The 12233-nt window shown below is 49.6% G+C and carries 9 protein-coding genes; 7 read left to right on the forward strand and 2 right to left on the reverse strand.

The genetic code is table 11. The features are described from left to right. Positions 1-19: 19 nt before the first annotated feature. Entirely contained in the window at positions 20-1180 is a 1161-nt protein-coding gene (locus tag DEF47_RS22620; protein ID WP_012191915.1) for an acyl-CoA dehydrogenase family protein, read from the forward strand. 440 nt (positions 1181-1620) lie between these two features. On the opposite strand, the gene cobS is transcribed toward DEF47_RS22620, so the two are convergent. After that, positions 1621-2373 carry an adenosylcobinamide-GDP ribazoletransferase gene (gene cobS / locus DEF47_RS22625; protein WP_041304863.1) on the reverse strand — a complete coding sequence of 251 codons (753 nt, stop codon included), beginning with the start codon at positions 2371-2373 and terminating at the stop codon, positions 1621-1623. 67 nt (positions 2374-2440) lie between these two features. Continuing rightward, entirely contained in the window at positions 2441-4822 is a 2382-nt protein-coding gene (topA, locus tag DEF47_RS22630) for a type I DNA topoisomerase (protein WP_012191913.1), read from the reverse strand. Positions 4823-5240: 418 nt separating this feature from the next. Between topA and DEF47_RS22635 the strand changes: the two genes are divergently transcribed. The 6 genes from DEF47_RS22635 (at position 5241) to DEF47_RS22660 (ending at position 12220) form a co-directional block, all read left to right on the forward strand. Beyond that, positions 5241-6395, forward strand: coding sequence for a thiolase family protein (locus tag DEF47_RS22635; RefSeq protein WP_012191912.1), 1155 nt, complete (start codon positions 5241-5243; stop codon positions 6393-6395). A 391-nt stretch (positions 6396-6786) separates the two neighbouring features. Further along, positions 6787-7554, forward strand: a complete 768-nt coding sequence (locus DEF47_RS22640) for a 3-hydroxyacyl-CoA dehydrogenase (RefSeq protein WP_012191911.1) — start codon at positions 6787-6789, stop codon at positions 7552-7554. Between the two features lie 59 nt (positions 7555-7613). After that, positions 7614-7928: a hypothetical protein gene (locus DEF47_RS22645; protein WP_012191910.1), complete on the forward strand. Its 315-nt coding sequence runs from the start codon at positions 7614-7616 to the stop codon at positions 7926-7928. A 64-nt stretch (positions 7929-7992) separates the two neighbouring features. Next, positions 7993-9129 carry a glycosyltransferase family 4 protein gene (locus DEF47_RS22650; RefSeq protein WP_012191909.1) on the forward strand — a complete coding sequence of 379 codons (1137 nt, stop codon included), beginning with the start codon at positions 7993-7995 and terminating at the stop codon, positions 9127-9129. A 454-nt stretch (positions 9130-9583) separates the two neighbouring features. After that, positions 9584-11254 carry a C40 family peptidase gene (locus DEF47_RS22655; RefSeq protein WP_012191908.1) on the forward strand — a complete coding sequence of 557 codons (1671 nt, stop codon included), beginning with the start codon at positions 9584-9586 and terminating at the stop codon, positions 11252-11254. A 303-nt stretch (positions 11255-11557) separates the two neighbouring features. Then, positions 11558-12220, forward strand: coding sequence for a DUF4230 domain-containing protein (locus DEF47_RS22660; protein WP_012191907.1), 663 nt, complete (start codon positions 11558-11560; stop codon positions 12218-12220). Positions 12221-12233 lie beyond the last annotated feature (13 nt).

Consider the following 12233-nt stretch of genomic DNA (forward strand, 5'->3'; position numbering starts at 1 on the left):
TATTTAGGAGGTTTTCCCGATGGAACTCAACGAAGAGCTACGCATGTTGCGTGAAACCGTGCGCGATTTTGCCGTCAAAGAAATTAAGCCAATTGCCCGCGAAGTTGATGAAGCAGAACGCGTACCATTCGAGACAATTCGCAAGGCTGGTAATTTGGGCTTGCTCGGCATTCCCTTCCCCGAGGAATACGGCGGCGCTGATGCAGGGATCGTCGGCTATTGTATTTTGCAAGAGGAAATCAACCGTTATTGTGCCTCAACTGGCACGATTATTGGCGCACATGCCCAGCTTTGTGGCATGTCGATTTTTCTATCGGGCAATGATGAGCAAAAATCACGCTATCTTAGCAAACTCAACGAAGGCAAATTATTGGGTGCTTGGGCACTCACCGAGCCAAATGCCGGCTCCGATGCGGCCAGCATTACCACCACCGCAACCCAAGATGGCGACGATTGGATCATCAACGGCGGCAAGATGTGGATCACCAATGGCTCGTTTGCCGATGTGATTGTGGTGTTTGCCTCGACCAATCGCGAGCGCGGCGCACGCGGCGGCATCAGCGCATTTATCGTCGAAAAAGATTTCGCGGGCTTCAAAGTTGGCAAAGTCGAGGAAAAAATGGGCTTGCGAGCCTCGCATACCGCCTCGATCTTTTTTGAAAATTGCCGTGTGCCCGCTAAAAATGTATTGGGCGAAATTGGAGCAGGCTTTGGCGTTGCCATGAAAACCCTCGATATTGGGCGCTGTGGTTTGGGCGCAAGTGCGCTTGGCTCAGCCAAAGAAGCCTACGATTTGGCCTTGCACTACAGCGTTGAACGCCAACAATTTGGCCGCCCAATCGCCGATTTCCAAGCAATTCAGATCAAATTGGCCGAAATGCGCACTAAAATCTATGCTATGGAGCAAATGGTTTATCACTGCGCAGCCTTGGTTGATGCCAAAAAGCCAGCCACGCTTGAATCATCGATGGTCAAGTTGTTCTGCACCGAGGCTGCTTCGCAAATTATCGACGAAGCGATTCAAATTTATGGTGGAATGGGCTTTAGCCGCGAAGTACCACTCGAACGGATGTATCGCGATGCTCGGGTCACGCGGATTTTTGAAGGCACAAACGAAATTCAAAAATATGTGATTGCTGGCGAAGAACTCAAAAAACTGGGCCATAAAATCAAAATGTAGTGTCATTGATTGACGCGAGTTTCAGCATAATGGCATTATGAGCACTGCTCATGATGCCATTGTTCATTTAAACAAGCGCGGGCGATTGTGCGTCAAAGTTGGAAGAGGCATTAGTGCCAGAAAATTATAGCGAGGAGACCGTTGTTGTTCACGATGATGCAGAAGCGGTCGTCAAGTTAGGTTAAAAAGTTCAGCTTGAAGGCAACATGGTGATCGGCGAATCGTGCTTGATCACTATTGAAACCATTACTCGCTTACCATAATCGTCGAACCACAGCCCAAATTAACCTAGTTTTTGCAATCGTAGCTTGAAAAGTTACGATCTTTTGAGTTTGCTGCAACATTTGCTAACAACTGCCGTACATATATCCGAGCAGAAGCGAGTTCAGCAATGAATTCTCGTACTTACCCGCGCCAAGCTTTGATGGCGCGGTGGTATTTTAAAGCACTTGATGATTAACCAATGCCGCAACCACCGCCAACACCAGCATTTCGGCAATTTCACAGAGCGCCCCATAGGTATCACCAGTTAAGCCACCCAACGAGCGCACCATCCAGCGGGCAATAATGATCGTAGCCACAATCACGACGGCAAAAATTAACCCAGCCCACCACCAGAGCAACCCCGCCGCAACCAAACCAGCACAGCTCGTCGCCCACCAAAAATCGCTGCGCCGCGTATGGTCGTGAAATGTGCGCCCAAGCCCACCTTCAGCCGCAGGCGGAAACCAGAAAATTCCGATAATATCGACCCAACGGCCAAGCGTTGGAGCCACAATCAATGCTCGCCAAGCAAGATCGCCGCAACCAAGCACAAACAGCCATTTCAGCAGCAAAATACTGATTAATGCGATTGCGCCCATCGTGCCAATTCGGCTATCTTTCATAATTTCGAGCTTGCGCTCACGCGAACGCCAGCTAAACAGCGCATCGGCACTATCTGCAATTCCATCCAAATGCAAGCCGCTGGTAATTGCCCCCCAGGTGAGAATTGCACATAAACTGCCGGTAGTCGTGCCCCACAGCCAGGTTGCCCCAAACCATGTCGCCGCAACCAAACCGCCAATCAGCGTTCCAGCTAGCGGAAAAGCCACCATCGAACGGACTAAGGCTTGTTCGCTGAGCGCAGGTTTGCCTGGAATTGGCAAGATTGTGAGAAAACGCAACGCCTCAGCCAGATGCTTGATCACCATCAGCTCCTTTAAACAGCAACGCAAGGTTTTATCGAAATACGATAAAACCTTGCGTCAAGCAAAAAACTTAGGCTACTTCTTCGGAAACCGCCACAGGTAAGGCGTTACTCGCATACGTACAATCGGGGTAGCGTGTGCAAGAGAAGAAGGTACGGCCACCACGCGCACGTTTGGCGACAACTTTACCCTCACCACATTGAGGGCAGGTTGGGGCATCGTTGGGCGTTAATCGTACAATCGAGCGGCATTCAGGGTAGCCGGTGCATGATAAGAATGGCCCAAATTTGCCCTCTTTTTGCACCATTGGGCGGTTACATTTGGGGCATTTTTCCTCGGTTGGCTTAGGCGGCGGAATCACCACAAAATCTTTGCCTTGCGCCCGTACTTTGCGAATACCCTTACAAGTTGGGTAGTTGTTACAGGCGAGAAACGGCCCAAAACGACCTTTTTTGAGGCTCATTGGGTTGTCGCATTCAGGGCAATTGGTGTTGCCAAAAATTTCAGGCTGCGAGGCGATATGAATCCCGCCATCGCCATCACGCTCTAAATCACCCGTCCAGCTACACTCAGGGTAACGCGAACAAGCCAAGAATTCGCCATTACGCCCCCATTTGATCACCAGATGCGTGCCACATTGCGGGCAGGGCAATTCAGTTTTGATTTCTTCGCGCTTGACGTTGCGCATTTCGGTTTCGGCAGCATGCAAGCGTACAGCAAACGGATCGTAAAATTCGCGCAGCACTGGCACCCAACGACGTTGGCCTTCAGCGATATCATCAAGCCGCTGTTCCATATCCGAAGTAAAGTTGTAATCGACAATATCTTTGAAGTGCTCAACTAGCAAGTCGGTCACAACCCGGCCTAAGGTGGTGGGCATCAATTTCTTTTCGACCAACTCAACATATTCGCGGGCAACGATGGTTGAGATCGTCGGCGCATAGGTTGATGGGCGACCAATCCCTTCACTTTCCATCTGCTTAACCAAGGTTGCTTCGGTATAGCGTGGTGGTGGCGTAGTGAAATGTTGCTCGCCAAAGAGATCATGCAAATCGAGGGCTTGGCCTTCGTTGAGCGGCGGCAACAAGGCCTCTTTGTCTTCATCTTCGTCGCCTTCATCGAGGCTGACGTTGTAGACTGCCAAAAAGCCATTGAATTTGAGCACTGAGCCAGTTGCGCGGAAGGTAAATGGCGCTCCAGCAGCAGTTTTGATTCCGGCCCCAGCACCAATATCGACGCTCGTACTATCAAAAATTGCCGCCGCCATCTGCGAAGCCATAAAGCGCTTCCAGATCAAGTCGTAAAGCCGAAACTCATCGCGGCCAAGCGCTGTTTTTAATTGATCAGGGCGGCGGACTACGCTGGTTGGGCGGATCGCCTCGTGAGCTTCCTGCGCACCTTTAGCCTTGGTTTTGTAGATATTGGGCTTAGCTGGAACGTACTCTTTGCCATAGAGTTCAGTAATCAGTGTACGAGCCTCGGTTTGGGCATCGACTGAAACGTTGGTTGAATCGGTACGCATATAGGTAATCAGACCAACTGTACCATCTTTGCCACCAATATCGACCCCTTCATACAGTTTTTGGGCCACTTGCATAGTGCGTTTGGAGCTAAACCCAAGCTTGCGGCTAGCTTCTTGTTGCAGGGTACTGGTGATAAATGGCGGGGCTGGCGAGCGCCGTTTATCCTTGCGGGTTACAGTGCCAACAAGATAATTTGCCCCTTCCAAGGCAGCCAAAACTGCATCAGCAGCATCTTTGCTAGGAATCGCAAATTTATCGAGCTTTTTGCCATTGCGAGCATGCAAGATTGCGCGAAAAATATCGTGCTTGCCAAGTTTCTTCAGCCCAGCTGGCGATAAATCGGCCTCGATCGTCCAATATTCTTTGGGCACGAAGCTTTCGATTTCGCGTTCACGCTCAACCACCATACGCACAGCAACCGATTGCACCCGCCCAGCCGAAAGCCCGCGCCGCACCTTGGCCCACAAAATTGGTGAAATTTTATAGCCAACCAAGCGATCAAGCACCCGTCGTGCCTGTTGGGCATCAACTAGGTTTGCGTCGATTTCGCGCGGATTGCGAATGGCGTGCTGAATCGAATCCTTGGTAATTTCGTTAAAGGTAATGCGATAGACTGGCTTACGTTTGCCAATATTAGCTGCTTGTAAAATATGCCAAGCGATCGCCTCGCCTTCGCGGTCGTGGTCGGTTGCGAGGTAAATAGCATCAGCAGTCTTGATTTCGCGCTTCAATTCGGCAATGAGCTTATCTTTGCCCTCGCTAATTTCATAGACAGGGCTAAAATCATTGTCAATATCAATGCCAATTTTACTCTTGGGCAAATCACGCACATGGCCCATACTCGCCATAACGCGATAGCCAGCACCCAGATATTTTTGAATAGTTTTTGCTTTGGCTGGCGACTCAACAATCACCAATTTATGATCCATAGGGTTTTCCTTAAAAGTTCACACTATACCACCAACCGACGCATTCAAAACGCGGCGAATCAGTTCAAAGTTGACGTGTACTGGGGCAGCGTCGCTTTAGGTGGCCTCGTTGAGGCACGATCTGGAATTCGTGCGGCGTGAAGTACAGTGCCACAACTATCCACTTCTGTCAACACTCATGGATATAACTTTTGACCGAAGAGTTTGAAAGCGCATATTCTATTCTGATAATCACAATACTTAAATCATCAACCAAATACCAGAGAACTAAGAAATTGATCTTCGTGCTCTTCGTGTCCTTCGTGGTTAAAAACCTTCTTCTCTGCTCCCTATGTTCTTTGCTCTATGCTCTATGTTCTCCAAATCTGCTATACTCGCGCATAACACAGGTGGTCAGTAGCTCCAAGGAGGTAGCCTCATGGCTGAAGCAGTGTTAATTGATGCCGTTCGCACGCCGATTGGTCGCCAACAAGGCAGCCTACGCGATGTGCGCCCCGATGTTTTATATGCCCATGTGCTCAACACTTTAATCGAACGCACTGGGATTGATCCAAACCTGATTGAAGATGTGGTTACTGGTTGCGTAACCAATACTGGTGAGCAAGGCGCAAATATTGGTCGTTTGGGCGTGATGCTCTCCAATTTGCCAATTACGGTTCCGGCGGTAACCCTCAACCGCATGTGTGGCTCGGCTCAGCAGGCGATTCATTTCGCGGCGCAGGCAATTGCCGCAGGCGACGTGAGCTATGCAATCGCTGGCGGGGTTGAATCGATGAGCCGCGTGCCGATGTTTAGCGATGTGACAGGCAATTTTGCCACCTTCAATCCTGCGATCAACGAAAAATATCAACTGGTGCACCAAGGCGAATCAGCCGAACTCATTGCCGAGAAATATCAATTATCGCGCACCGAGCTTGATGATTGGAGCTTTGAGAGCCATCAACGCGCCGCTGCCGCGACCAAGGCTGGTTGGTTTAGCAGCCAACTCGCGCCAATCGTTGGCAGCGATAAAACTGGTAATCCCCACGAATTAATCTACGATGAAGGCATTCGCTTCGAGGCTGATCGCGCCAAGATGGGCACGCTCAAAACGGTGTTCCGTGCCGATGGCGTGGTGACTGCCGCCAACGCCAGCCAAATTTCCGATGGTGCAGCGGTTGTATTAATTGGTGAGCGCGAGCAAGCTCTCGCCGATGGTTTCAAGCCCCGTGCTAAATTCCGTGCTCGCGTGGTTGCCGCTGGTGATCCACGCATGCAGTTGCTCGAAGTAATTCCTGCGACGCATAAAGCCTTAGCCAAGGCTGGCTTGAGCATCAACGATATTGATCTGGTCGAAATCAACGAGGCTTTTGCTTCAGTGGTGTTGGCATGGTTGCGTGAATTCAAGCTTGATCCTAGCCGCGTAAATCCCAACGGCGGCGCGATTGCTCATGGTCACCCATTGGGCGCAACTGGCGCAGTCTTGATGAGCAAAATGATCAACGAACTGGAACGCCGCGATGCTCAATTTGGCTTGCAAGTGATGTGCATCGGTCACGGTCAAGCGACCGCCACCATTATTGAGCGGGTATAACTTGGGGATTGGTTGTTAGGGATCGGGGGCTGGTAGAACATAGAACATAGAGCAATAGTGATTATGGGCTATATGTAATGGTTTATCGCATTAACAACCCCCAGCGTTCCCTCACCCCCTGACCCCCTCTCCCGCCCGCGAGGCGAGGGGGAAACGCTCCAGGAGTACTCCCCTCGCCCGCCGCCGTGGGCGAGGGGATGGGGGTGAGGGAATGAACCATGGTTGCCAACCTCATGAACCATTACAGCTATAGGCTAGAGACTAGGGGAATGTTTTGTTATGTTCCAATAGCCAATAGCCAAAAGTCTATAGCCTGTCTTCGTGTTCTTCGTGGTTAAAAAACTGATCCCCAATAACCAACAACCGATCCCCATTTAGATAAGGACCAACAATGGAAATACAAAGTTTGAGTGTAGTGGTAACTGGTGGAGCTTCTGGTTTGGGCGGGGCAACCGTGCGACGCTTGTATAGCGCTGGAGCCAAGGTCGTAATTGCCGATCGTAACATTGAGGTTGGTGAGGCGCTTGCCAAGGAATTAGGCTCAAATGCCCAATTTGTGGCTTGTGATGTAACCGATGAAACATCGCTGGCCGCCGCATTTGATCAAGCGATTGCCACCAATGGGCGTTTGCAAGCGGTGATTAGCTGTGCCGGTGTTGGCAGCGCCGAGAAAATTCTGGGCCGCAATGGCGTGCATAGCCTTGAACTTTTCAATCGGGTAATCCAGGTTAACTTAAATGGGGTGTTTAATGCCTTGCGCTTGGGTGCTGAACGCATGAGCCAAAATGAGCCAAATGCGGCTGGCGAACGCGGGGTCATTATTAACACTGCCTCGATTGCCGCCTTCGATGGCCAAATTGGTCAAGTCGCCTATAGCGCCTCGAAAGGTGCAATTGTTGGGCTAACCCTGCCTGCTGCCCGCGAATTGGCGCGGCATGGCATTCGGGTGATGACGATTGCGCCAGGTACATTTGATACGCCGTTGTTGGCAGGTTTGCCCGAACCAGCCCGCCAAACCTTGGCCGCGCAAGTGCCCTTCCCGCCACGCTTGGGCGATCCGGCGGAGTTTGCCATGCTGGCCCAGCATATTCTCGAAAACCCGATGTTAAATGGTGAGACCATTCGCTTGGATGGCGCATTACGCATGGGCTATAAGTAAGTATTAGGCTGGGGCAGTGGTACAATCAGCCACTGCCTTAGTTTTTTAGGAGCATGGCGATGAGCGGGATGCAATTATTTTTAACTGCCTTGATTTTGGCAGGCAATGTGTTGTGGTGGTTGCGCGGCGTGCGTTTAACCGAAGATTGGTTTTTTGGTCAATGGTTGAGCCAGCGCTGGCAGGTTGAAATTCGGCGCAGCGAACGTTTCAAAGGCAAGACATGGGAAATTCATCCGAATGATCTGAGCAAAATTAGTACAGGCAAACGCGCAAGTTTTCAAATTATCCAAAGCGTCTTTCCATTAATTAGTGCAATTCCCACGATTTTCTCGATCTTTTTAATTACGTGGGTGGCGGCGATGTTTGGCCAATAACCGTGGCTGGCTTGAGCACTGGTATAATGCAGCCTGATTGGGCACAGTAATGGGAGTAGCTATCGTGCGGATTGGGATTAGTGGCACATTTTGGGCTGAACCAATGGTGGGCAGCGGTCAGTATTTACATCATTTAATTGAACATTTGCCGCATGTTGGTCCTCAGCACGAATATGTGTTGTTTTTGCCAGCCTATACCCAAGCCGAAATTCCTCAAATTCCGCATATTGCGGTTGATCGTGTGCCAACGCCGTTTGATAAACTACACCCTAAATTGGCCAAGCTTTGGTATGAGCAAATTGAGTTGCCCCGCGCCGCCTTGCGCTTAGCCGTTGATCTGTTGCATGTGCCCTATTATGCGCCGCCACGTCGCCAATTAGTGCCGACTGTGGTAACAGTCCACGACATTATTCCATTAATTTTGCCTGAATACCGTGGCTCGTTGGCGATGCGAGCCTATACTGCCCTGGCAACGAGTGCTGTGCGCCGTTGTCGTCAATTGGTGGCAGTCTCCGACCATACCCGCGATGATATTATTGATGTATTGAATATTAATGCATTACACGTGCATACAATTTACGAAGGCGTTGCACCTGATTATCAACCGCAGACAGATGAACAGATTAGCCAAACCTTGCAACGTTTTAATCTTAATCAGCCTTATTTTTATTATATCGGCGGCTTTGATGTGCGCAAAAATCTCACGACATTGCTGCGGGCATTTGGGCGGGTGCGTCGCCGAATTGAGCAACCAATTAAATTAGTGATTGCTGGCAGCCGTCCTAAGGCTAATTCGCCATTTTTTCCTGCTTTAGAAACCACAATTCTTGATGAAGATTTGGCTGCTGATATTATTTTTACTGGGCGCGTCACGAATGCTGAAAACGCCGCGCTATTTGCTGGAGCCAGTGCATTTGTTTGGCCCTCGACCTATGAAGGTTTTGGCTTGCCCCCATTAGAAGCGATGAGTTGTGGTACGCCCGTGATTTCTTCGAATACCAGCAGCATGCCCGAAATTGTCGGCGAGGCTGGTATTTTGCTGCCGCCACACGATACCGAGGCTTGGGCGATGGCAATGTTGCGCATGTTGAATGATGCTGAATTAAATAACGAATATCGCCAACGTGGTTTACAACGAGCCAGCCAATTTAATTGGCAACACTTTACCGCCCAGATGCTTAAGGTTTATGAGAAAGCCTAGGGTTTGATCAGATTTGGATGATTCAGATGCGCTAAATCCTTTAAATTAGCGCATTTTAAACCTGAATCATTGCCAAAAAGCTTAATTTCTTAGTTAATTAAAATTAATAAATATCTGAAAAATGGTAAAAAAGTGCTTAAATTTTTAGCTTAATTATGGTCAACTTTGTGCCTAACATCACATAATGATTAGAGTTTTCTCATCCACTTTCAAGAAAATATGTGCTGATTTGACGATGAAAACGCTGATTTAAGGCTTTACTATGGCCTAAAAGTACTATCTGATAAATATCTGAAAAGCTTAAGCCAGTAGTCTGAAAAATAGCTGAGATTTGCAAACATGGCACAAATATGTTAACTTCGCTCTCGGCATTGCACGATGCATAAACGTTAATTATTTAATTGTCGGTGCGATATCATTAAGCCGCATTCGATAATAGGGAGGTTACAGCTGCATGCAAGATGCTAAGTCCTCGAATGATCTGATCCAAGAAGATCATGATCTGCAAGACTTCCAGCAGCGGGCTGTGAACAACGAAAATTCGCTTTTACGAACGACCAGTTTACGCCAGCGCGTTAACGCCCGTTCGGTTTCTGCACTTCGTGCGGTTCCATCGTACCTGCGCAAAGCTCCACGGCGCTACCTACTTCATCTTATGGTGCTTTCGCTCTTACCAGTTGGTTTAGTTGTCAACAAAGATGCCACTAAGCCTCAGGTAGATACTGCACTCTTGGTCAGCGCATCGCCAACTGCTGAACGCCAAGTTCGGCCAGCACTCGGCTTGATGACCATGACCCACCGCAACGAACCAGCTCCGTTGACTGCTCTCAATGATTCAGAAGCTACGCCTGACCCAGGTGTTGGCGATGGGCCAATTAGCAGCCCCGATTTTGATGATTCGTTGGTGATTCCAGTAGGCCGCCCAGTTAATAACAACCCGACCTATCCCGAATCAGTAGTGAGCGCCGATATTGCCAACTTGCGCAATGGCCCAAGCACTGAATTCGATCGTCTCGATAAATTAGAACCAGGCACCAAGGTAACCGTTGTGGCTCGCCACGCCGATTGGGTGCAAGTGCGCACCGAAGGCGGCCAAGAAGGTTGGCTCGCCGCTGATTTGCTTGATTTAGAGCAATCGGTGATCGATGCTTTGCCTGATGCCCAAAATATTCCAACCCCACCACCAGCCAAAGTGGGCAAGATCACCCAAGATAATTTGAACTTGCGTGATGGCCCTGGTACTGACTACATCAGCATGAAAAAGCTGGGAATTGATAGCCAAGTTTCATTGTTGGCCCGCTATCAAGGCTGGTATCAAATTGAAACTGGTGAAGGTAATGTGGGTTGGGTTTCAGCCGAATTCTTGAATCTTGAAGCTGGCGTTGCCGAACGGATCGCCGAAGCTGAATCGATTCCATCAGCTAACCCCGATTTGGTCGGTTGGGCAACTGATGAAGGCATCAACTTGCGCTCTGGCCCAAGCACCAAATTCGATTCATTGGGCAAACTGAGCAAAGGCGCTGAATTAACCTTATTAGCTCGTTACAAAGAATGGGTCAAGGTTCAAACCGCCAAAGGTACCAAAGGCTGGATCTCACAAGATTTAGTTGATGTCAGCAACTTTGTGTTCCGCCGTGTACCATTCACAACCAATGTGCCCTCATTACCAGTTGCTCCAGCTGCCCCCAAAAAGAGCACTCCTAGCCAACCTGCTGGTGGCGGTGGCGGCGGTGGTGGTACTGCTAGCGGCGACGTTGCTTCGATGGCTTGGGCCTATGTTGGCTACAACTATCGCTGGGGCGGCGAAAGCCCAAGCAGCGGCTTCGATTGCAGCGGCTTGACCAAGTATTTGTATCGCCAAGTTGGGGTCAGCTTGCCCCACAGTGCCGCTGGCCAATATAGCAGCGCTTATGGCACCTTCATCGGAAGCATGAGCAACTTGCAACCAGGCGATTTGCTGTTCTATGCTGGCACTGCTGGCCCGGGCATCACCCACGTAGGCATCTACGTTGGCGGTGGTGTGATGGTCAATGCGATGACTCCCGCTTCGGGGGTTGGTGCAGTCAGCATCTATAGCAGCTACTGGCTCAATCACTATTACGGCGCGTTGCGGCCTTATCGCTAGTTGCTGTTTCATACACCTGTTCAATGCAAGAAGCGTTCCACAAATTGTGGGACGCTTCTTTTGTTTTTTGGCTTAATCTCGGCTACTATAATCGCGCGTAAGGCTATTTCATAGTTGTAATAGTTTATAGAATTTGGCAAACCTCAGCCCTCACCCCCTAGCCCCCTATCCCTCCTAGCGAGTGAGGGGGAATCACTAAATCAAACTCCCTTCTCCCGCCATGTGGGAGAAGGGTTGGGGATGAGGGAATATAGGCAAATGCTAAAATCATAAGCGATTACACATAGTGGGGAGGATAACCCTATGCGAATTCGAACGATGCTTATGCTGGTGTTGGTGTTGGCGCTGATCGGGACGGTTGGCTATGCGTTTTTATCACCATCGCTCGGCTTTGATGGATTGATGGCCCAACCAACCTCGACGATCAAGCCAGGTATGACGGTACTCCAAGCGATCAAGCGCCAAGCCAAGCTTTCAACCCTCGCGATGAGTTTCACCAAAGATACAACGATTATTCGCGAACATGGCTTGCTAGGGGCTTGCACCGAAGAAATTACCTATTTGGGCTATTTCAATGTCCAAGCGGGCATTGATTTGAGCAAAATTAGCGAAGAACGTTTGATTGTGAGCAATGATGGCTACCCCGACCAAGCCACAGTTGAAATTGTGTTGCCCGATGCTGAATTGCTGAGCAACGAGCTTGATACTCAAAATAGCCGAATTATTGCCCAAGATACGCCCAAATGGCTGCCAGGCTGTTCGCATGAAATTGCCGACATGACGGTCGAAGCTCAAAACACCTTGCGCGAACAAGTGCGCCAAGATGCGCTTGAAAAAGGCATTCTTTCGCAATCACAGCAACAAGCTAGCGAGGAGCTTGGGCGTTTGTTAACTGATGTTGGCTATAAAAATATTACGATTCGCGCCTCGAATGGCTCCGTGCTCTATTCAACAAAATCGCAATAAGCCAAGTATGAGG

This window comes from Herpetosiphon sp. (assembly GCF_003512625.1).
Classification (GTDB): domain Bacteria; phylum Chloroflexota; class Chloroflexia; order Chloroflexales; family Herpetosiphonaceae; genus Herpetosiphon; species Herpetosiphon aurantiacus.

What these genes read in the sequence shown, in the direction of transcription:
- DEF47_RS22635 (WP_012191912.1), top strand. Translation starts at nt 5,241, where the DNA reads ATGGCTGAAGCAGTGTTAATTGATGCCGTTCGCACGCCGATTGGTCGC.
- DEF47_RS22620 (WP_012191915.1), top strand. Translation starts at nt 20, where the DNA reads ATGGAACTCAACGAAGAGCTACGCATGTTGCGTGAAACCGTGCGCGAT.
- cobS (WP_041304863.1), bottom strand. Translation starts at nt 2,373, where the DNA reads ATGGTGATCAAGCATCTGGCTGAGGCGTTGCGTTTTCTCACAATCTTG.
- DEF47_RS22640 (WP_012191911.1), top strand. Translation starts at nt 6,787, where the DNA reads ATGGAAATACAAAGTTTGAGTGTAGTGGTAACTGGTGGAGCTTCTGGT.
- DEF47_RS22645 (WP_012191910.1), top strand. Translation starts at nt 7,614, where the DNA reads ATGAGCGGGATGCAATTATTTTTAACTGCCTTGATTTTGGCAGGCAAT.
- topA (WP_012191913.1), bottom strand. Translation starts at nt 4,822, where the DNA reads ATGGATCATAAATTGGTGATTGTTGAGTCGCCAGCCAAAGCAAAAACT.
- DEF47_RS22660 (WP_012191907.1), top strand. Translation starts at nt 11,558, where the DNA reads ATGCGAATTCGAACGATGCTTATGCTGGTGTTGGTGTTGGCGCTGATC.
- DEF47_RS22655 (WP_012191908.1), top strand. Translation starts at nt 9,584, where the DNA reads ATGCAAGATGCTAAGTCCTCGAATGATCTGATCCAAGAAGATCATGAT.